We start from the raw sequence: 21786 nt of genomic DNA, 5'->3' as shown, positions 1-21786 counted from the left end.
CATGCACAACGCACCGTTTCCATTGACCACGGATAATGAGTTCATCGCCCGCCACATCGGCCCGCGTGAGCACGATATCGAGGCGATGCTGGCGCTGACCGGCCATGGCTCCCTGCAGGCCCTGGTCGACAGCGTCATCCCAGGTAGCATCAAAGGCACCAGCGTGCTTGAACTGAGCAAAGGGCAGGGCGAGGCCGAGGCCCTGGCTGCGCTCAAGGCCATCGCCGCGAAGAACCAGCTGTTTCGCAACCATATCGGCCAAGGCTACTACCCGTGCCACACGCCGACGCCGATCTTGCGCAACCTGCTGGAAAACCCAGCCTGGTACACCGCCTACACGCCGTATCAACCAGAGATTTCCCAAGGCCGCCTGGAAGCACTGCTCAATTTCCAGACCTTGGTCTGCGACCTCACCGGCATGCAGATCGCCAACGCCTCCTTGCTCGACGAGGCCACCGCTGCGGCCGAAGCCATGACCTTCTGCAAGCGCCTGGCAAAGAGCAAGGCACCGGCCTTTTTCGCCTCCCGCCACTGCCACCCGCAAACCCTCGACGTGCTGCGCACCCGTGCCCAGCCGCTGGGTATCGAGGTGGTCATCGGTGATGAAGCGGCACTGGAAGGCCAGGGCCTTGAGGCCTACTTCGGCCTGTTGCTGCAGTACCCGGCCAGCACTGGCGCTATCGCCGACCACGGCGCCCTGGTGCAACGCGCCCATGCCGTCGGCGCTTTGGTGGCGGTGGCCGCGGACCTGCTGGCGCTGACCCTGCTGACCCCGCCGGGCGAGTTCGATGCCGATGTGGTGCTGGGCAGCGCCCAGCGCTTTGGCGTGCCGCTGGGCTTTGGCGGCCCGCACGCGGCGTACTTCGCCACGCGCGATGCGTTCAAACGCGACATGCCCGGCCGCCTGGTCGGTGTCTCCATCGACCGCTTTGGCAAGCCGGCGCTGCGCCTGGCCATGCAGACCCGCGAGCAACACATCCGCCGCGAGAAAGCGACCAGCAACATCTGCACCGCGCAGGTGCTGCTGGCCAACATCGCCAGCATGTACGCGGTGTACCACGGCCCTCAAGGCCTGGCGCAGATCGCCCAGCGTGTGCACCGGTTAACGGCAGTGCTGGTGCAAGGGCTGCTGCAGCTCGGGCACGCAGTGGAGCAAGCGCACTTCTTCGATACCGTCAGCGTGGTCACTGCCAGGCCTGCGGCCGATGTGCTGGCCGCCGCCCAAGGGGCCGGCCTGAACCTGCGCCCGATCGACGCCCAGCGGGTCGGCCTGTCACTGGATGAAACCTGCGAGCAGGCCAGTGTCGAGGCCTTGTGGCAGGTGTTCGCCGCCCCGGGCCAGGCGCTTCCGGCCTTCGTCGCCCTGGCAGAGGGCTGTGGCGATTGCTTGCCAGTGCAGCTGCTGCGCGAAACCCCGTTCCTGCAGCACCCGGTGTTCAACCGCTACCATTCTGAAACAGCACTGATGCGCTACCTGCGCAGCTTGGCCGACAAGGACCTGGCGCTGGACCGCACCATGATCGCGCTGGGCTCGTGCACCATGAAGCTCAACGCCGCCAGCGAGATGATCCCGATCACCTGGCCCGAGTTCGCCAACCTGCACCCGTTCGCCCCGGCCGAACAGTCGCTCGGCTATCGGCAACTGACGGACGAACTGCAGGCGATGCTCTGCGAGGCCACCGGTTATGACGCGATGTCGTTGCAGCCCAACGCCGGCTCGCAAGGGGAATACGCAGGCCTGCTGGCCATCCGCGCCTACCACGCCAGCCGTGGTGAAGCGGGCCGTGATGTTTGCCTGATCCCTTCGTCCGCCCACGGCACCAACCCGGCCACGGCGCAGATGGCCGGCCTGCGCGTGGTGGTGGTCAATTGCGATGAGCGCGGCAACGTCGATGTGGCCGACCTGCAAGCCAAGGCCGAGCAGCACCGGGCGCAACTGGCCGCGCTGATGATCACCTATCCCTCGACCCACGGGGTGTTCGAAGAGGGCATCACCCGCATCTGCGACATCATCCATGCGCACGGCGGCCAGGTGTACCTGGACGGTGCCAACATGAACGCCATGGTCGGTCTCTGCGCCCCGGGCAAGTTCGGCGGCGACGTGTCGCACCTCAACCTGCACAAAACCTTCTGCATCCCCCACGGAGGTGGTGGCCCCGGTGTCGGCCCGATCGGGGTCAAGGCGCACCTGGCGCCGTTCCTGCCTGGCCACGCGCACCTGGAACATAAACAAGGTGCCGTCTGCGCAGCGCCTTATGGCAGTGCGAGCATCCTGCCGATTACCTGGATGTACATCCGCATGATGGGTGGCGAAGGGCTCAAGCGTGCCTCGCAGCTGGCGATTTTGAGTGCCAACTACATTGCCCGGCGCCTGGAGGAGCACTACCCGGTGCTGTACACCGGCGAGAACGGCCTGGTCGCCCACGAGTGCATCCTCGACCTGCGCCCGCTCAAGGACAGCAGCGGCATCAGCGTCGAGGACGTGGCCAAGCGCCTGATCGATTTCGGCTTCCATGCTCCGACCATGTCGTTCCCGGTGGCTGGCACGCTGATGGTCGAGCCGACCGAGAGCGAGTCCAAGGAAGAGCTGGACCGCTTCTGCGAGGCGATGATCTGCATCCGCGAGGAAATCCGCGCCGTGGAAAATGGCACCTTCGACGCGCTCGACAACCCGCTGAAAAACGCCCCACACACCGCCAGCGAACTGGTGGGCGAATGGCCCCATCGCTACGGCCGGGAGCTGGCGGTGTACCCGTTGCAAACGCTGCGCGAGAACAAGTACTGGCCGCCGGTGGGGCGCGTGGACAACGTCTACGGTGACCGCAACCTGGCCTGTGCCTGCCCGCCCATGTCGGTCTACCAAGACGCCTGACTGCCCATGCCCGGACCCCGTCCGGGCCTTGCCTGCCCCCAACAATAAGGAAGCACCCACATGTTCCATAAAAGCCTCACCCTGTCCGACTTCGACCCTGCGCTGCAGGAGGCCATCAGCCGCGAAGTACAACGCCAGGAAGACCACATCGAGCTGATCGCCTCGGAAAACTACACCAGCCCGCAAGTGATGCAGGCCCAGGGCACTGAGCTGACCAACAAGTACGCCGAAGGCTACCCAGGCAAGCGTTACTACGGGGGGTGTGAGCATGTCGATGTGGTTGAACAGTTGGCCATCGAGCGCGCCAAGCAGCTGTTCGGTGCTGACTACGCCAACGTCCAGCCGCACTCCGGCTCTTCCGCCAACGGCGCGGTGTACCTGGCCCTGCTGCAGGCCGGTGACACCATCCTGGGCATGAGCCTGGCCCACGGCGGCCACCTGACCCACGGCGCCAAAGTGTCGTCCTCGGGCAAGCTGTACAACGCGGTTCAATACGGCATCGACACCAAGACCGGCCTGATCGACTACGACGAAGTCGAGCGCCTGGCGGTCGAGCACACGCCGAAAATGATCGTCGCCGGCTTCTCGGCCTACTCCAAGACCCTCGACTTCCCACGCTTCCGCGCCATCGCCGACAAGGTCGGTGCGCTGCTGTTCGTCGACATGGCCCACGTTGCCGGCCTGGTTGCTGCGGGCCTGTACCCGAACCCGATCCCGTTCGCCGACGTGGTCACCACCACCACCCACAAGACCCTGCGCGGCCCACGTGGCGGTTTGATCCTGGCCAAGTCCAACCCAGAGATCGAGAAGAAGCTCAACGCTGCCGTGTTCCCCGGCGCCCAGGGTGGCCCGCTGATGCACGTCATCGCCGCCAAGGCCGTGTGCTTCAAGGAAGCGCTGGAGCCAGGCTTCAAGGCCTACCAGCAACAAGTGATCGAAAACGCCCAGGCCATGGCCCAGGTGTTCATCGACCGCGGTTACGACGTGGTTTCCGGCGGCACTGACAACCACCTGTTCCTGGTCAGCCTGATCCGCCAGGGCCTCACCGGTAAAGATGCCGACGCCGCCTTGAGCCGCGCGCACATCACCGTCAACAAAAACGCCGTGCCCAACGACCCGCAGTCGCCGTTCGTGACCTCGGGCCTGCGTATCGGCACCCCGGCGGTCACCACCCGTGGCTTCAAGGTGGCCGAATGCGTGGCCCTGGCCGGCTGGGTCTGCGACATCCTCGACCACCTTGGCGATGCCGATGTCGAGGCCCAAGTTGCCGCGTCGGTGGCCAGGCTGTGCGCGGAATATCCGGTCTATCGCGCCTGAATCGACTACGGGGAATCGTTCATGTCCACAGAACAACTCAAACAAACGCCACTGCATGACCTGCACCTGAAACTCGGCGCGCGCATGGTGCCCTTTGCCGGCTACGCCATGCCGGTGCAATACCCGCTGGGGGTGCTCAAGGAGCACCTGCATACCCGTGAGCAGGCCGGCCTGTTCGACGTTTCGCACATGGGGCAGATTCGCCTGCGCGGCGCCGGCGCTGCCAAGGCACTGGAGGCGCTGGTGCCGGTCGACATCCTCGACCTGCCGGTGGGCATGCAGCGTTATGCGCTGTTCACCAACGACGACGGCGGCATCCTCGACGACCTGATGGTGGCCAACCTGGGCGGTGGCGAACTGTTGCTGGTGGTCAACGCTGGCTGCAAGGACCAGGACCTGCTGCACCTCAAGCAGCATCTGGAAGGGCAGTGCGAGGTCGAATCGCTGTTCGAAAGCCACGCCTTGCTGGCCCTGCAGGGGCCTGCGGCGGCCAAGGTGCTGGGCCGCCTGGCGTCCCAGGTCGGCGCCATGACCTTCATGCAGTTCGCCCGTGTGAAGCTGCTGGGTGTTGACTGCTACGTCAGCCGCTCGGGTTATACCGGTGAGGATGGCTTCGAGATCTCGGTGCCGGCCGAGGCGGCGGCAATGCTCGCCCGCACGCTGCTGGCCGAGCCCGAGGTCGAGGCCATCGGCCTGGGTGCCCGCGATTCGCTGCGCCTGGAGGCCGGGCTGTGCCTGTACGGCCATGACATGGATGCGCGCAGCACACCGATCGAGGCCAGCCTGACCTGGGCGATCTCCAAGGCGCGACGTGCCGAGGGCGTGCGGGCCGGCGGTTTTCCGGGGGCCGAACGCCTCTTTGCCCAGCAACGCGAGGGCGTGGCCAGTAAACGGGTGGGCTTGATGCCCAAAGCGCGTGTACCGGTGCGCGAAGGGGCGCTGATCGTCGATGCCAACGACCAGGAAATCGGCCGTGTCACCAGCGGCGGTTTCGGCCCCAGCCTGGGCGGGCCGTTGGCGATGGGGTACGTGCACAGTGCGCACGCAGCGTTGGAAACCGAAGTCTTCGCCTTGGTGCGAGGCAAGCGGGTGCCGATGCAGGTGGTACGCACACCCTTTGTGGCTCAACGTTATTACCGTGGCTGAAGCCTTGATTGCCGGAGCATGAACATGAACCAGACCCTGCCTGCCGCCACGCGCCCGCAGCCCTTGCAAACCGGTGTGAAACTGCGCGGCGCCGACAAGGTGGCGCGCATCCCGGTGAAGATCCTGCCCACCGAGGAGGTGCCGCGCAAACCTGACTGGATTCGCGTGGGCATTGCCACGTCACCCGAGGTCGCACGGGTCAAGGCGCTGCTGCGCAAGCACAAGCTGCACAGTGTTTGCGAAGAAGCCTCATGCCCGAACCTGGGCGAGTGCTTCTCCGGTGGCACGGCGACCTTCATGATCATGGGTGACATCTGCACCCGCCGTTGCCCATTCTGCGACGTCGGCCACGGGCGGCCGAAACCGCTGGATGCCGATGAGCCGAAGAACCTGGCGATTGCCATTGCCGACCTGCGCCTGAAGTACGTGGTGATCACCTCGGTGGACCGCGATGACCTGCGCGACGGCGGCGCCCAGCACTTCGTCGACTGCCTGCGTGAAATCCGCACGCTGTCGCCGGGCGTCAAGCTGGAAACCCTGGTGCCGGACTACCGCGGGCGCATGGACGTGGCCCTGGCCATCACCGCGCAGGAGCCGCCGGACGTGTTCAACCACAACCTGGAAACCGTGCCGCGCCTGTACAAGGCGGCACGGCCGGGCTCGGACTTCGAGTGGTCGCTGGACCTGCTGGAGAATTTCAAACGCCGTGTGCCCAGCGTACCGACCAAATCCGGGCTGATGCTGGGTCTGGGTGAAACCGATGAAGAAGTGATCGAGGTGATGCAGCGCATGCGCGAGCACCAGGTCGACATGCTGACCCTGGGGCAATACCTGCAACCGTCGCGCAGCCACCTGCCGGTGCAGCGCTTCGTGCACCCGGACACCTTCGCCTGGTTTGCCGAACAGGCCTTGGCGATGGGCTTCAAGAACGTGGCGTCCGGGCCGCTGGTGCGGTCCTCCTACCATGCCGACCAGCAAGCGCTGCAGGCTCATGTGCAATAGCGCTGCGCCCCCAATCTGTGTAGGAGCAGCCTTGCGCTGCGAAGAGGCCGGTGAAAACACAACAATGTTCGTTGCTATCACTGGCCTCTTCGCAGCACAAGGCTGCTCCTACCGGGTAATGCGTAAAACCCGGATGGCATGCCCGGCTCAGGCGGCTTGGTAAGCCATTAAAATAAGCGCCCCTTAGGGCCCAATTGCATCGTTTTTCATGGGCGCAGGTGCGCTCTATAGTCCTCGCAGACCAGTCGAAACACCGCCGTGTTTCATCGATGCGAGACAATGACATGAATAACCAAGCAAAGGTCGCTAACGGCGTGCAGCCGGGTATCGGGACGCGGGTGGTGTGGGAGGGGGAACACGTCGAGCACCCCTTCAATGCCACCCAAACCCCGATCATCGCCAGTGCCGCCTACGGCTACCAGGATATCGACGCCTGGTACGACATTGCGCTGGGCAAGCAGCCGGGCTTCATCTACAGCCGCATGAGCAACCCGACGGTTGCGGTCCTCGAGGACAAGCTCTGTGCACTGGAACACGCCGAGTCGGCCGTGGCCTTCAGCACCGGTATGGCGGCCATCAGCGGTGTGCTGCATACCTTCCTGTGCAATGGCAAACGCGTGGTCTCGACCCGCGACAGCTACGGCGGCACCAACAAGATTTTCGAAGAATTCCTCCCCCGTCAGGGCGTCGAGGTGACGCTGTGCGACACCCTCGACACCGACGCCATGGAGCGTCAAATCGCCCAGGGTTGCGATGTGGTCTACCTGGAGACCCCGAGCAATCCGACGCTGAAAATCCTCGACATCCGCCGCTTGGTGGCTGCAGCAAAGCGTGTGGGTGCCTTGGTCGTTGCCGACAACACCTTCGCCACGCCACTGAACCAGAACCCGCTGCTGCTGGGCGTCGATGTGGTGGTGCACAGTGCGACCAAGTTCCTTTCCGGCCATGGCGATGTGTTGGGCGGGGTGGTCTGCGGCAGCGAAGCCTTGATGGCGCAGGTGCGTCACTACCGCGAAATCAACGGCGCTTCGCTGGACCCGTTTTCCGCGTACCTGATCATTCGCGGCATCAAGACCCTGGCGCTGCGTCTGCGCCAGCAGCAGGCCAGCGCCCAGGCTCTGGCTGAGTACCTGTGCAGCGAGCCGTTGGTCGAGTCGGTCAACTACCCCGGGTTGCCTGGGCACCCAGGCCACGCGATCGCCAGTGCGCAGATGCGCGGCTTTGGCGCCATCGTCAGTTTCGTGCTGGTGGGCGGGATGGGCACTGTCGTCAAGTTGCTGCCCAAGCTGCGCTACGCCCACCGCGCCGGCAACCTGGGTGCAGTGGAAACCATCTACGGGCCGGCACGGACAACCAGCCACGTGGAAAACACCCTGGAAGAGCGCCAGGCACTGGGCATCTCAGAAGGCCTGGTGCGGGTGTCGGTCGGCATCGAGGATACCGCCGACCTGCTGGAAGACCTGCGCCAGGCGTTCACCGCTGTGCAGGTCGAACGCGCGCAGGGGCAGGGCAGCGACACCTGTGGCCGGCACGTCGAAGTGTCCACCTGAGGCGTCGGGCACGCCCTTCATGATTCATGAAAGCCATAACAATAACAGCCGCTGACACAGCGACGGTGGCGGCCTCAGGGTCGCCTGCCGGCTGCTGTGCCAGCCACTTCATGAGAACTCAACTATGTCCACCGAACACTCAAACGCGGCGTCGGGCCACCCGGCCGGGTACAAGAAAGAGATGCACACGCGCCATATCGTCATGCTGGCGCTGGGCGGCGTGATCGGCACTGGCCTGTTTCTGACGTCAGGCTACACGGTCAACCAGGCCGGGCCCTTGGGCGCGGTCATCGCCTATATCGTCGGCGCGGTCATGGTCTACCTGGTGATGGTCTGCCTGGGTGAACTGGCGGTGCAGATGCCCGAAACCGGCTCGTTCAGCAGTTATGCAACCCGCTATTTGGGGCCTGGCACCGGGTACACGGTGGCCTGGCTGTACTGGTTGACCTGGACGGTAGCGATCGGCTCGGAGTTCACCGCGGCGGGTATCCTGATGGTGCGCTGGTTCCCCGACACGCCGGTGTGGATCTGGAGCGCGTTGTTCGCGATCACGGTACTGGTCAGCAACGTGGTGTCGGTACGCCTGTTTGCCGAAACCGAATTCTGGCTGTCGCTGGTCAAGGTGCTGACGGTGATCGCCTTCATCGCCATCGGCGGGGCGGCGATTTTTGGCCTGCTCGATGTGCAGCACGTGCAGGGCATCGGGCTGTCCAACTTCACCCGCGAAGGCTTGTTCCCGACCGGCTTGCTGCCGATCGCAATGACGTTGCTGGCGGTGTCGTTCGCCTTCTCCGGCACCGAACTCATCGGCATTGCCGCCGGTGAGGCAAAAGACCCACAGGACAGCGTGCCCAAGGCGATACGTACTACGGTAGTACGATTGGCGTTGTTCTTCGTCGGCACCATCATTGTCCTGGCCACCTTGCTGCCGCGTGAACAGGCAGGCCTGGTCGAAAGCCCGTTCGTCATGGTCTTCGACCTGATCGGTATTCCGTACTCGGCAGACATCATGAACTTCGTGATCCTCACCGCGCTGCTGTCGGCCGCAAACTCCGGGTTGTACGCGGCCTCGCGGATGCTGTGGACGCTCAGTGACCAGGGCCATATGCCCAAGTGCTTCGCCCGCCTGTCGCCACGCGGCACGCCGGTCAACGCCATCATGCTGAGCATGGCCGGCGCCGCGGCGTCGTTGCTCAGCAGCGTGCTGGCGCCAGACACGGTGTACTTGGCGCTGGTGTCGATTTCCGGCCTGGCGGTGGTGGTGGTGTGGATGAGCATCGCCGCCAGCCAGATCGCCTTCCGCCGACACTATGTGGCCAATGGTGGCCGGGTCGAAGACCTGCACTTCAGGGTGCGCGGCTACCCGTGGGTGCCGCTGGGCGCGATTGCCTGTTGCGTGCTGGCGTGTGTCGGCATTGCCTTCGACCCGGAGCAGCGCGTTGCCCTGTATTTCGGCATCCCGTTCATTGCCTGGTGCTACTTCGTCTACTGGGTGACCCGCAACAAACGTGCACAGCGCCTGGCGGCTGCGGCATCGGCAGGCGCGGGTGTTGGCGCGACCTGAACAAACCGGTTCATGATGCACAGATTCAACGGTGAACGAGGTCGTGTCGATGAAGCAAAAATCCCTGCCGCCGCTCAACTGGCTGCGGTCGTTCGAAGTGTCGGCACGCGCCTTGAACTTTACCCACGCGGCGGAGGAACTGCACCTTACCCAAGGCGCGGTAAGCCAGCAGATTCGGCAACTCGAAAGCCACCTGGGCGTGGCCTTGTTCAAGCGCTTGCCCAGGGGCCTGGGCCTGACCGAAGAAGGGCAGTCGTACCTGCCGGTGGTGCAGGATGCGATCAGCCGCCTGGCGGTGGGCACCAACGAGATTTTCGGCCAGCACAAGCGCGGCCCCGTGAAGGTGCGTGGCAGCCTGTCGTTTCTGCAGTACTGGCTTGCCCCGCGGCTGCCGGACTTCAGCCGCCAGCACCCGCACATCGATATCCGCTACATCAGCAATCTCTGGGTCAAGGCGCCCGATGGCGAGGACGACCTGGAAGTGCGCTGGGGCAATGGCGAATGGCCCGGCCTGCATGCCCAACGCTTGACCTGGGACGTGTTGGTGCCGGTGTGCTCGCCGGCACTGATGGCGCGCTCGGCCATTCGCGAACCACGCGACCTCAGGCACCACCCGCTGCTGCATGTGCTGGGCTATGAGGAGGGCTGGGGGTATTGGCTCAAGCGGGTGGGCGCGGACGATGTCGATTATTCGCGCGGGCTGCAGTTCGACACCCTGGTGTCGACCATCCGCATGGCCGAGCTGGGGCAGGGGGTGGCGCTGGCGCGGTCCTCGGTGGTCGAGGACCTGCTCAGGGACGGCCAATTGGTCGCGCCGTTCAGCCAGCGCATCGAAGCGAGCGAGTCGTTTTACCTGGTACGCGAGCAGGGCCGCCCATTGCCGCCCGATGCCGCGCTGTTTTCTTCCTGGCTGGTGGCACACGCGCACCGGCCTTCGTAACCCTGTGGAGTTTTCATGCACTACGTAAGTACCCGCAACGGTGATGTACGGGCGGACTTCCGTGAGGTGGTGCTGTCGGGGCCTGCCGCTGATGGCGGGCTGTATGTGCCAGCACACTTGCCGGTGATCAGCCCTGAGGAGATCGCCAGTTGGTCATGGCTGCCGTTCGATGAGCTGGTCTGGCGGGTGATCGCGCCTTTTGTCGGCGATGCCATCGATAATCAAGCCTTGCGTGCGCTGCTCAGCGACAGCTACAAGGCCTTCAGCCATCGCGCCATCACGCCGCTGCAGCAGATTGGCCATAACGAATGGATCCTGCAGCTGTTTCATGGCCCTACCCACACCTCAAAGGACTTTGCCGCACAGCTTCAGGCGCGGCTGGTCAGCCACTTTCTCGAGCAGTCGGACGAAGCGGCGTTGGTGGTCGGTGCCACCAATGGCGATACCGGCATTGCCGCCATCCAAGCCTTCGCTTCCAGGCCGAAGGTGCGCTTGGCGATTCTCTACCCCCGCAACGAGATCCCGGCAGACCGCCTGGCCGCCTTGCAGGCGGGTGACCCCGCCAGTGTTCAGCTGATACCCGTCGATGGCAGTTTCGATGACTGCCAGACCCTGGTGGCGCGGCTGTTCCGTGCCTGGCCGCTGGAAGGGTTGATACCGGTGTGTTTCAACTCCACCAACTGGGTCGGGGTACTTGCCCAGATCGTGTTCTACTTCCACGCGGGGCTGCAACTGGGGGGCGGCACCCGCCCGGTCGGGTTCAGTGTGCCCGCAGCGAGTTTCGCGGAGATCTACGCCGGCTTCATTGCGCAGAAAATGGGCCTGCCGATCAACCAGGTGATCGTGTCGACCAACAGCAACGATGCCCTCCACCGGTTTCTGCACCGCAATCGCTACGCGCCGCACGCCAGTCAGCGCACATTGTCACCGGCCATGGACTTCTCGCTCTATTCGAACCTGGAGCGCTTCATCTGGGAGCTGTACGGGCGCAGTGGCAGCAGCGTTGCGGCACTGATGGCGCAGTTCGAGGCTTGCGGTGAATTAAGCATCGGCAATGCGCAATGGCTTCAGGCGCGGGTGTTGTTCGACTCTTATGCGGTGGATGAGGCCGAGGTGCGCCGCGAAGTCATCAAGCTGCGCGCGCAAGCCGCAGCGCTGGTCGACCCGCACACGGCTGTCGGCGCGCTGGCCGGCCGCATGCATCGACGCAGCCTGGGCGCACCGATGGTGACCCTGGGCCAGATCGCGCCGGCCAAGTCGGCTGCGCTGTTGGCGCAGTTGGGCGTGTGGGAGGGTGAGCTTGCACCGCAGCCCGAGGTGCAAGACGGGCCGCCAGCCCTGTGCAGAGGGGACCTTGATGGCTTGTGCCAGGCCCTGCTGGCAGCGCAGTCGAGGCCTACATGAAGCGCATCCTCGACCCGCTGGACGAGCGCATTCTTGCCGAATTGACTGCCAATGCGCGGATCGCCCATGCCGAACTCGGGGCCAAGGTGAACCTCTCGCGCAATGCGGTGCGCCAGCGTATCGAACGGCTTGAACGCGATGGCGCGATACAGGGCTACACCGTTCGGCTGGGGGATTCCCGCCGCCCTTCATCGTTGATTAGCGCGGCGATTTTCGTCTATCGCTACGACCGCATGCGCGGGGACGACGTGCTGGCCAAATTGCGCACCTTACCTGAAGTGATCCAGTGCGAAGTGCTCAGTGGCGAGTTCGACTTGATGCTGAGGGTTGCTGCGGCGACCCCGGAACGGGTCCACGCCGTCTGGAAAGAAATCGCCGGCATGCCGGGTGTTGAAAACACCGTTACCTCGTTTGTTCTCTCCGCTGTCTTCTAATCCCCATTCTCCCCTGCGCGTGCCCCTTTCTGTAGGAGCGGCCTTGTGTCGCGAAAGGGCTGCAGAGCAGCCCCCACAATTCAGGCGGCGATGCTGAAACCTGGGGGGCGTTCTGCGACCCTTTCGCGACACAAGGCCGCTCCTACAGGGAACGCGAGCTACCTGTGGCATCCGTAAAGTGGCCATTTCGCGTGTGGGCAGAACGCCCAATAAATACGGCACTTTGGCCTATTCAACTGCCCGTAGCTGGCTCGTACGCTAGGCCCATCAAACAACAGCAAAAAGGAATGCCTTCGTGACTGAATACAACATTGCCCTGGTCGGTTTTGGCGGTGTCAATAGAGGCCTGGCCCAGTTGATCGCAACGCATAATGACAGCTGGCAGGCCACCCTCGGCTTCAGCCTGAAGATCGTCGGCGTCACCGACCTGTTCCTCGGTTCGGTGGTCGACCGCAATGGCCTGGACGCTGCCGCGCTGGCAGCCTTGCCCGCCGAAAAGGGCGCGCTCGCCCTGATTGCAGGGGGCACTGCCGAGGCATTCAACGAGACCGTCATCAAGCAGTCCGGCGCCGATATCATCGCCGAGGCTACCTTCACCAACCCGGTCGATGGCGAGCCGGCAGCCACCTTCTGCCGCTGGGCGCTGGAGAGCGGCATTCATGTGGTGACCACCAACAAGGGGCCGATTGCATTGCACGGCGCCGAACTGAAGGCGCTGGCGCGCCGCCACAATGTCGCGTTCGAATACGAAGGCGCGGTCATGAGCGGCACCCCGGTGATCCGCCTGGCCAAGCAGGCCTTGGCAGGTTCGCAGATTCAAGGCTTCGAAGGCATTCTGAACGGCACCTCCAATTACGTGCTGACCCGCATGAAAGACGGCATGTCGTTCGCGGATGCGGTGGCCCAGGCGCAGCAACTGGGGTACGCAGAGGCCGACCCTACGGCAGATGTCGAAGGCTTTGACGTGCGCCTGAAGGTGGTGATCCTGGCCAACGAGTTGCTGGATGCGCGCTTGAGCGTCAGCGACGTGATGTGCTCGGGCATCAGCGGCATCAGTGCGTCGGATATCGTCAAAGCGCATGCCACGGGGCAGTGCTGGAAACTGATCGGCGCTGCCACCAAGGGCGCTGACGGCATGGTGTCCGCGAGTGTCGAAGCGCGTTTGTTGCCGCTCGATCATCCGCTTGCCGGCATCAATGGCGCGGTCAATGCGGTGTCGTTCAACAGCGCGCTGCTGGGGGCGGTCACGGTGTCCGGGCCGGGCGCAGGGCGTATCGAAACTGCCTATGCCTTGCTCTCCGACATCATCGCCCTGCACACCACCCCGCGTCAGTAACGGAGCCTTTATGAGCGTATCTCGCATGGCCAGTGTTCACGCTGTAGCGCCGAGCCACATCGACGTGTTCAGCCCCTTCGACGGCCGTCTGGTGGGGCGTGTGCCCAATCTGGACGCCACGGCCGTGCCCGCCTTGCTGGCACGCGCACGGGCGGGGTGCCTTGAGAGTGCAGCGATGCCCCGGCACCGTCGCGCGCGCATTCTCGAAGAAGCGGCGCGGTTGGTCGAAGCCGATGCGGCTGCGTTCGCCAACTTGATCGTGGCCGAAGCCGGTAAAACCCTGCGTCAGGCCCAGAAGGAAGTGAAGCGCTGTGTGAACACGCTGAAGCTGTCCGCCGAAGAAGCCCGACGCAATGCCGGGGAGGTGGTGCCGTTCGAAGCCTATGAAGGGTCCGAAGCCCGCCAAGGCTGGTTCAGCCGCGAACCGCTGGGCCTGATTGTCGCGATCACGCCCTACAACGACCCGCTGAACCTGGTGGCGCACAAGCTGGGCCCGGCGATTGCCGGGGGCAATGCGGTGATCCTCAAACCGTCTGAACTTGCGCCGTTGTCGGCGTTGAAACTGGTCGATTGTCTGGTGCAGGCCGGGCTTGGCGAAAACGTGGTGACCACGGCAACCGGTGGAGTCGAACTGGGCAAGGCGCTGGTCGAGCTGCGTGAGGTGCGCATGATTTCGTTCACCGGCGGTTTTGCCACCGGCGAATCGATCGCCCGCAGCGCAGGGCTCAAAAAGCTCGCCATGGACCTGGGCGGCAATGCGCCTGTACTGGTGCTGGAGGACTGCGACCTGGGGCCGACCGTGGAGTCCTGTGTCTCTGGGGCCTTCTGGGCGGCGGGGCAGAACTGCATCGGCACGCAACGGATTCTGGTGCAGCGCGCAGTGTACGAAGCCTTCCGCGAGCAGTTCGTTGCGCAATCCAGGGCTTTGCAGCTGGGTGACCCCGCCAGCCCGGACACGGATGTTGGCCCGATGGTTACCGAGCAGGCGGCTCGCCGTACCGAGCAACTAGTAGAAGAAGCGCTGGGGCAGGGGGCGACGCTGCTTTGCGGTCATCGCCGGCAAGGTGCTCTGTACGCACCTACGGTACTGGAAACGGTCAGCCACGACAGCCGTATCTGGCTGCAGGAAGTGTTCGCCCCCGTAGTAATCCTGGAGCCGTTCGACACCCTCGACCAGGCCGTTGCCCTGGCCAATGCCCCGGAATACAGCCTGCATGCAGGGGTATTCACCCGAGACCTGTCGACGGCGCTGAAGCTGGCGCGGCGGATCGAGGCCGGTGGCGTGATGATCAACGACTCCTCCGATTACCGCTTCGACGCCATGCCGTTTGGGGGCTTCAAGTACGGCAGCCTGGGCCGCGAAGGGGTGCGGTTTGCCTATGAGGACATGACCCAGCCTAAGGTGGTGTGCATCAACCACCTGGATTGAAGGCGCCACGGTTAAGAGCATCCGCCCCAAGAATTGATTCAGGTGAGGCCTATGGGAGCAACTGTCTTGCGCAATTTCTAAAAATTGACGCATCGTGGGAGCGGGCTTGCCCCGCGAACACCGGCGAAGCCGGTGCCATGCACCGCGTAGCCCCATTCGCGGGACAAGCCCGCTCCCACAGAGTCCTCACAAGGTCTGAGCCTGCGCAGTTACCTGTGGGGCAAGCCGGCCCCTGAAAGTCTTGACCCGCTCTGGCTCAGGCCTTCCAGTGAGCACATAGGCATAACGATATACCCTTTAATTCTTTGTCTCCCGAGCCTGCCTGCTTTCAACTAGCGCCTTTTTGAGCGAGCGCTGCCCGTGGAGCACTGTGAAGTCATCGTCATCGGTCTGGGCGCCATGGGCGCCGCCACCGTGTATCAGTTGGCCAAGGCGGGTGTTGATGTGGTCGGTATCGACCGCTATCACCCCCCGCATACCCTTGGCTCAAGCCACGGCGATACACGCATCACCCGGCTTTCTGTAGGCGAGGGCGCGCAGTATGTGCCCATCGTCAAACGGGCCCAGCAGCTCTGGCGAGAACTGGAAGCGCTGTCCGGCGAGTCGTTGTTCGAACAGTCTGGCCTGCTCGCACTGACGTCCAGCCCCGACTTCGACCCCGACGATAAAAGCGACTTCACCCTGCGCACCATCGGGTTGGCCAAGGCCTATGGCATCGAACACGAAGTGCTCGATGCCAAGCAAATCCGCCAGCGCTTCCCACAATTCGCACACGTGCGCGATGACGCGATCGGTTACTTCGAGCCCGGTGGCGGCTTCGTGCGCCCCGAGCGCTGCATCGAGGTGCAGTTGCGTTTGGCAGCGCAGCACGGCGCCACATTGCACACCGGCGAAACGGTGACCGGCATCAGTTCGGATGAGCACGGCGTCACGGTTACCACCAACCTGCGCACGGTCAAGGCCGGCAAGCTGGTGTTCAGCGCCGGTAACTGGGCGGGCGGGTTGTTGGGTGAGCCCTTCGACCGGTTGCTGAGTGTGTACCGGCAAATGCTGTTCTGGTTTGAGCTTGAGCCGGGTGCAGGCCTGGAGGGCGCATCGCCCACGTTCATCCTCACCCATGGGCGCGGCGACAACAACATCAACTACGGCTTCCCTGCGCAGCCCGGCGAGGGCAGCTTGAAAATTGCCACGGCCCAGTACCACACGGCTTCGCAGCCCGACTTGCTGGACCGCAGTGTGTCTGCCGAACAAGCTCGCGCAATGTACGAGCAGCAAGTGCAAGGCCGTATTGCCGGGGTTACCGACAAAGTCCTCAAGTCGGCCGTGTGCGCTTACACCGTCACCCCGGACAGGCACTTCATCATCGACCAACACCCCACGCTCAAGCACACCCTGGTGGTGTCGGCCTGTTCTGGTCATGGTTTCAAACACTCGGCTGCCTTGGGCGAAGCCTTTGCACAGTGGTGCACCCGCGGCTCCACCGACCTTGACCTGTCCTCTTTCACCCTCAAACGATTCGAAGGAACACTCTCGTGAAGCGCATTGCACTTTCCCTTGCCCTGCTGGCGGCCACCCTCGGTACTGCACAGGCCGAAACGCTCAAGATCGCCGTGGTGCCCGTGCCTCACGCCGAAATCCTCGAGTTCCTCAAGCCCGAATTGGCCAAACAGGGGGTGGAGCTTGAGGTCAAGGTGTTCACTGACTACATCCAGCCGGACCGCCAGGTTGACGAGGGCCGACTGGACGCCAACTACTTCCAGAGCAAGCCTTATTACGAGGCGTACCAGAAAGACCGCCCGAGCAGCGATCAGGTACCGGTCGTGGCCGTGCATATCGAACCGTTTGGTGCCTACTCCAGCAAGATCAAATCGGTCGCCGAACTGCAGGACGGCGCTACCGTCGCGATCCCCAACGACCCCACCAACTCCGGGCGCGCACTGCTTTTGATCGCCAAGCAGGGGCTGATCACCCTCAAGGACCCGAGCAACATCATGGCAACCGCCGCCGACATCACCAGCAATCCCAAGCACCTGAAGTTCAAGGAGCTTGAAGCCGCCATGCTGCCGCGCGTACTGGGCCAGGTAGACATGGCGCTGATCAACGCCAACTACGCGCTGGAGGCCAAGCTGGTGCCGCACAAGGATGCGCTGTTTATCGAAAGTGCTGAGTCGCCGTATGCCAATTACCTGTATGTGCGCCGGGACAAGGCCAACGACCCTGCGGTGCAAAAGCTGGGGGCGTTGTTGAACTCGCCGCAGGTGAAGGCGTTCATCCTCGATCGCTATCACGGTGATGTGGTGCCGGCGTTTTAGTTTGGTCGAAGTATCACTGACGCCACAATAACGCCTGGGTAATCGTTCAGGCGTTTCTTGAAGGCAGCCGTTGTAAGGTCAGGTGTGGGAGGGTTGCTTTTAGTGGCTAACGCCCCGGTTCCCTTGATATCTGCTCCGTGGCATACCGCACATCGTTGCACATAGAGATTTTTGCCATTGGCGTTTTCTGCGAAGGCGTGGGGTATTTGCGTGTGCGATAAAACCCCTAGTAAAACGAGGAACAGTTTTTTTGATGTCAGCTGGTATTTTTGTTGAGCAAGCATCCCACAGTGGTCCGACATTCTTTCTTCCTTGGGTTTCAGTCAGTTAGGGCCTGGGGGCCGCTGCGATGGGCTGCACAGCAGCCCCCATTCTGCGGCAAGGCCTGTTACCACGATAGAGCGCCCGCGCATCGCTGAAATGGCGGGCCTTTTGGTTAGGGGCTTAGTTGCCGTGGGTACTTCATCAACCCAGGAAGCTGAACATCACGCGCTTGAACCTCAACGCCGCAACAGGCGGCTCAGAACTAACGTGATGGCTGCGCCAATGGCCAGCGCTGCGATGGGCTTCTCTTTCACAAAAGTAGAAACGTTATTCAATGCGTCACCGTAGCTTTTGGTGAGTTGGCCTGCGAGCTGGCGCCCATCACCCTCAGCTGCCAGGGCAGGGTCGTCAATCAGCCGACCCACCGCGCTCTGTGCTTTACCGGTTACCTGCTCTGCAACACCTTCAATCTGTTCACGTTTCATAAATGATCGAACCTTTCTAGTGAGTGGCAATGGTCTTGCTGCTCAGGCTTAGGGCGCAGGGTTAACCAATTAGTTCAAAGAAGGTGTGGTCGGCTAATTGCCAACGTATGGACAGCGCCACTTACGCAGTCGCCGCGTCGCCATATCAACTATTTATGTCCTTTGTGTGAAAGTTACGAAATACATGAACTAAGTATTTGCCCCCAGCGATTCCTCCCGCAGTGCTGCATCACCAGAATAGCCGCCCTCAATTTGAACCGTCAGCCTCACACAATGGCCGCATAGTTGGCCAGGTGGGCTGTCGGCCTTGCATGCGCCCGTTGTTCGGGCTGATGTAACCGATACTGAATGCTAGGTAAGGAAAGTGTCATGGGAATGACCAGGCGTAAGTTTTTGATTGGCGGCGGCGTTGTGGCAGCTGCGGCAGGTGCGGGGATTCTTACCCCTATGCTGACGCGCGAGGGTCGGTTGATTCCCGGCAAACCGCGGTTCGGTTTTGTCGAAGGCACCGAGGGTGTGCTGCCCAAGCAAGCAGACGTGGTCGTCATCGGCGCGGGCATTCTCGGTCTTACCACCGCGATCAACCTGGTCGAGCGTGGCCTGTCGGTCGTCATCGTTGAGAAAGGTGATATTGCCGGCGAGCAGTCCTGCCGGTTCTATGGCCAGGTCATGACCTACAAGATGCCGGATGCGACCTTCCAGTTGCACCACCTTGCCAAGCAACGCTGGCGCGAGATGAATGCCAAGGTGGGTGCTGACACCAGCTACCGCACCCAAGGCCGTGTCGAAGTGCCTTTCGATGAAGAGGACCTGGAAGGCGTCAGAAAGTGGATCGACCTCAAAACCCGTGAGGTTGGCTCCGACATCCCCTTCAAGACCCGCATCATTCAAGGCACTGAACTTGAGCAGCGCCTGCGCGGTGCCTCGTCCAGCTGGAAGATCGCAGGCTTCGAGGAAGACTCGGGCAGCCTGGACGCCGAGCGTGCCTCGTACGTTATGGCCGAGTACGCCAAGAAAATGGGCGTGCGCATCTACACCCACTGCGCTGCGCGTGGGCTGGAAACCCAAGCAGGTGCCATCTCCGACGTGGTCACCGAGAAGGGCGCCATCAAGACCTCTCGCGTCGTCGTGGCCGGCGGTGCCTGGTCCAGGTTGTTCATGCAGAACCTGGGTGTCGATGTACCGACCTTGCCTGCCTACCAGTCCCAGCAGATCATCAGCGCGGCACCTCGTGCACCGGGCGGTAACGTTGCGTTGCCAGGGAACATCTACTTCCGCGAGCAAGCTGACGGCACCTACGCCACCTCGCCGCGCGTCGTGGTTGCGCCGGTGGTCAAAGAGTCCTTCATGTATGGCTACAAGTACCTGCCACTGCTGGCCATCCCGGACTTCCCGGTTCACGTCTCGCTCAACAAGCAGTTGATCGATTCGTTCCTGCAGCCAACCAGCTGGAAGCTGGATGAAGTGTCGCCGTTCGAGAAAAACAGGCTGATGACGGCGGCCCCTGATCTTCCAGAGCTCAATGCCTCGCTGGCAAAACTCAAGGTCGAATTCCCAGCCTTCGCCGAGTCGAAACTGATCGATCAGTGGAGCGGCGCCATGGCGATCGCCCCGGACGAAAACCCGATCATTTCGACCGTCAAGGAATACTCTGGCCTGGTCATCAATACCGCGACCGGTTGGGGCATGACAGAAAGCCCGGTGTCTTCCGAGTTGACGGCCGACCTGCTGCTGGGCAAAGCCCCGGTGCTGGACCCAACACCGTTTAGCCTGTATCGATTCTAAACCCCGCTACGACAATGGAATGACCGTGCACGCCTCGTCGAGGCGTGCACATCACCCGTGGTAATCAATTAGGAGAAACACATGAAGGTCGCTTTCAAGACCGTTGCTGCATTGGCCCTGACAATTGCTGGTGCCGGGAGCGTTCATGCACAGGACGTCGTGCGCCATAGCGCAGGCAGTTTCCCCATTTCGGCAGCTGTCGAAGTCCCCGCAGGCAAGACCGTCGTTTACCTGAGCGGCTCGGTTCCGTCGGCTATCCACCCAGAGGCAGCCAAGGATTCGCTGGAATCCTTCGGTGATACCAAAGCACAAACCATCAATGTGCTCGAGAACATCCAGAAGCAGCTCAAAGACCTCGGTCTGGGCCTGAAGGATGTGGTGAAGATGCAGGTATTCCTGGTAGGCGGCCCGGAGAACGGCGGCAAGATGGACTTCGACGGCTTCATGGCCGGCTACACCCAGTTCTTCGGCCCAGACGCCAAGCAGCCAGTCCTGCCTGCACGTTCCGCGTTCCAGATTGCAGGCTTGGCTCACCCAGCCTGGCGTGTTGAGATCGAAGTGACTGCAGTTCGTCCCTGAGAGGGATAGTTGCTGAAGGCTGGCGCGGCCTAGCCACGCCTGCCTGCGTACCTCGCCTCAGCGTGGGTTGACCACCGCAGCCGAGGTACGCAGCACCAGCAGCGCCCCCAAGGCGATCACCAGCGACAACAGGTACAGCGCCAGGCTGGCACTTTGCGTGTTGTCGCGCATCCAGCCGATCAGGTAAGGCGCCACGAAAGCGGCGACACTGCCCAGCGAGCTGATCAGCGCCAGCCCCGGCGCCAATATCGGGCCGGCCAGATAGGCGGGTGGCAACTGCCAGAACATCGGCAATGCGCTGCTGGCGCCCATGCCGGCAATGGCCAGGCCGGCCATGACCCATAGCGGTGACTGCGGCTGCAGGCCGGTCAGGGTCAAGCCCAACGCGCACATCAGAATCGGCACGCACAAGTGCCAGCGCCGCTCTTTGTGGTGGTCTGAAGAACGCCCCACGGCAATCATGAAGAAGCAGCCCGCCAGATAGGGCAGGGCACTGAGCAGGCCAACCTGGCTGTCGTGTGCAATCCCCGAGCCGTGGATCAGCGCAGGCATCCAGAAGGCCAGGGTGTTGACCGCCAGCATGACCGCGAAATAGATCGCCACCAGCAGCCAGACCTGGCCATTGGCAAAGATGCCGCGCCAGGAACTGATCTGTTTGCGCGCTTCTTCGCCGGCCAGCGTTTGCTGCAACGCCTGCTTCTGCGCGTCGCTGAGCCAGCGTGCGTCTTCGATGCGGTCGTCGAGCCGCGCCAGTATCACCAGGCCCAGCGCCACGACTGGCAGGCCTTCGATCAGGAACATCCACTGCCAGCCGCGCAGCCCGGCGGTGTCTTGCATGTGTTCGAGGATCCAGCCCGATACCGGGCCGCCGACTACGCCGGCCATGGGCACCGCCAGGGTGAACAGGGCCGTGATCGACGCCCTCCGCCCAGCCGGGAACCAGCGGTACAGGTAGACCAGAATGCCAGGGAAGAAACCGGCTTCGGCCACCCCGAGGCCGAAACGCAGGGCGTAGAAACCCTGGGCACTTTCAATTAGCAGCATGGCACTGGAGAGCAGCCCCCAGGTCACCATCATCAGGGCGATCCAGCGCCGCGGGCCGAGCTTGTCGAGCACCAGGTTGGCCGGCACGCCAAACATCGCATAGGCGACGAAGAACAGCCCGGCCCCCAGGCCGTACACGGTGTCGGAGAATTGCAGGTCGTTGCTCATCTGCAGTTTGGCGAAGCCGATGTTGATGCGGTCCAGGTGGGCGAACACGTAGCTGATCAGCAGCAGCGGCATGATCCGCCAACTGACCTGGCGGTGGGTGCTGGCAGTGCTCTGCGTGTGTTGCAGCGTCTCGAAGGTCTGGCTCATGGAAGTAC

At 63.0% G+C, this 21786-nt stretch carries 17 protein-coding genes and 1 pseudogene; 15 read left to right on the top strand and 3 right to left on the bottom strand.

Annotation, left to right across the window (positions count from 1 at the left end; all coding sequences use genetic code 11):
* Position 1: 1 nt before the first annotated feature.
* From gcvP to HU750_RS22410, 13 genes are all read left to right on the top strand, one after another.
* Entirely contained in the window at positions 2-2872 is a 2871-nt protein-coding gene (gene gcvP, locus HU750_RS22470) for an aminomethyl-transferring glycine dehydrogenase (RefSeq protein ID WP_186682459.1), read from the top strand.
* Between the two features lie 60 nt (positions 2873-2932).
* Positions 2933-4189 (top strand): serine hydroxymethyltransferase, encoded by a 1257-nt coding sequence (glyA, locus tag HU750_RS22465; RefSeq protein WP_186682457.1) that lies wholly within the window; start codon positions 2933-2935, stop codon positions 4187-4189.
* A gap of 21 nt (positions 4190-4210) precedes the next feature.
* Positions 4211-5335 carry a glycine cleavage system aminomethyltransferase GcvT gene (gene gcvT, locus HU750_RS22460; protein ID WP_186682455.1) on the top strand — a complete coding sequence of 375 codons (1125 nt, stop codon included), beginning with the start codon at positions 4211-4213 and terminating at the stop codon, positions 5333-5335.
* A 24-nt stretch (positions 5336-5359) separates the two neighbouring features.
* Positions 5360-6337, top strand: a complete 978-nt coding sequence (gene lipA, locus HU750_RS22455) for a lipoyl synthase (RefSeq protein WP_225935661.1) — start codon at positions 5360-5362, stop codon at positions 6335-6337.
* Between the two features lie 284 nt (positions 6338-6621).
* Positions 6622-7887 (top strand): cystathionine gamma-synthase family protein, encoded by a 1266-nt coding sequence (locus HU750_RS22450; protein ID WP_186682451.1) that lies wholly within the window; start codon positions 6622-6624, stop codon positions 7885-7887.
* A 124-nt stretch (positions 7888-8011) separates the two neighbouring features.
* Positions 8012-9451 (top strand): amino acid permease, encoded by a 1440-nt coding sequence (locus HU750_RS22445; RefSeq protein ID WP_186682449.1) that lies wholly within the window; start codon positions 8012-8014, stop codon positions 9449-9451.
* A 49-nt stretch (positions 9452-9500) separates the two neighbouring features.
* Complete coding sequence (locus tag HU750_RS22440; protein ID WP_099454474.1) at positions 9501-10391, top strand: LysR substrate-binding domain-containing protein; 891 nt, start codon at positions 9501-9503, stop codon at positions 10389-10391.
* Positions 10392-10406: 15 nt separating this feature from the next.
* Entirely contained in the window at positions 10407-11795 is a 1389-nt protein-coding gene (gene thrC / locus HU750_RS22435) for a threonine synthase (protein WP_186682447.1), read from the top strand.
* Positions 11792-12229: an Lrp/AsnC family transcriptional regulator gene (locus tag HU750_RS22430; protein WP_027596349.1), complete on the top strand. Its 438-nt coding sequence runs from the start codon at positions 11792-11794 to the stop codon at positions 12227-12229. The genes thrC and HU750_RS22430 overlap by 4 nt, the downstream gene beginning before the upstream one ends.
* 295 nt (positions 12230-12524) lie before the next feature.
* Positions 12525-13565, top strand: coding sequence for a homoserine dehydrogenase (locus HU750_RS22425; RefSeq protein ID WP_186682445.1), 1041 nt, complete (start codon positions 12525-12527; stop codon positions 13563-13565).
* 10 nt (positions 13566-13575) lie between these two features.
* A complete protein-coding gene (locus HU750_RS22420) occupies positions 13576-14994 on the top strand; it encodes an aldehyde dehydrogenase family protein (protein WP_186682444.1) in 1419 nt (472 codons plus the stop codon).
* 360 nt (positions 14995-15354) lie between these two features.
* On the top strand, positions 15355-16530 hold the full coding sequence (gene solA / locus HU750_RS22415) for an N-methyl-L-tryptophan oxidase (RefSeq protein ID WP_186682442.1): 1176 nt from the start codon (positions 15355-15357) through the stop codon (positions 16528-16530).
* Positions 16527-17306: a MetQ/NlpA family ABC transporter substrate-binding protein gene (locus HU750_RS22410; protein ID WP_186682440.1), complete on the top strand. Its 780-nt coding sequence runs from the start codon at positions 16527-16529 to the stop codon at positions 17304-17306. Before solA ends, HU750_RS22410 begins: the two co-directional genes overlap by 4 nt.
* Here HU750_RS22410 and HU750_RS22405 read toward each other — a convergent pair.
* A pseudogene (locus HU750_RS22405) lies at positions 17306-17590 on the bottom strand (c-type cytochrome); the annotation flags it as partial. The gene HU750_RS22410 and the pseudogene HU750_RS22405 overlap by 1 nt on opposite strands.
* A 216-nt stretch (positions 17591-17806) precedes the next feature.
* The gene (locus HU750_RS22400) at positions 17807-18055 is read right to left on the bottom strand and encodes a CsbD family protein (RefSeq protein ID WP_186682438.1); all 249 of its coding nucleotides are present in this window, start codon (positions 18053-18055) and stop codon (positions 17807-17809) included.
* A 393-nt stretch (positions 18056-18448) separates the two neighbouring features.
* Between HU750_RS22400 and HU750_RS22395 the strand changes: the two genes are divergently transcribed.
* Together HU750_RS22395 and HU750_RS22390 are read left to right on the top strand one after the other, a co-directional pair.
* Positions 18449-19840 carry an NAD(P)/FAD-dependent oxidoreductase gene (locus HU750_RS22395; protein WP_202883856.1) on the top strand — a complete coding sequence of 464 codons (1392 nt, stop codon included), beginning with the start codon at positions 18449-18451 and terminating at the stop codon, positions 19838-19840.
* An 81-nt stretch (positions 19841-19921) separates the two neighbouring features.
* A complete protein-coding gene (locus HU750_RS22390; RefSeq protein WP_033694339.1) occupies positions 19922-20419 on the top strand; it encodes a RidA family protein in 498 nt (165 codons plus the stop codon).
* A gap of 57 nt (positions 20420-20476) precedes the next feature.
* On the opposite strand, the gene HU750_RS22385 is transcribed toward HU750_RS22390, so the two are convergent.
* Positions 20477-21778 (bottom strand): MFS transporter, encoded by a 1302-nt coding sequence (locus tag HU750_RS22385; RefSeq protein WP_186682436.1) that lies wholly within the window; start codon positions 21776-21778, stop codon positions 20477-20479.
* Positions 21779-21786: the final 8 nt, after the last annotated feature.

Origin of the sequence: Pseudomonas sp. SWRI50 (assembly GCF_014269095.1) — a bacterium.
GTDB classification, from domain to species: domain Bacteria; phylum Pseudomonadota; class Gammaproteobacteria; order Pseudomonadales; family Pseudomonadaceae; genus Aquipseudomonas; species Aquipseudomonas kermanshahensis.
This window is presented reverse-complemented; position numbering and strand designations above follow the sequence as displayed.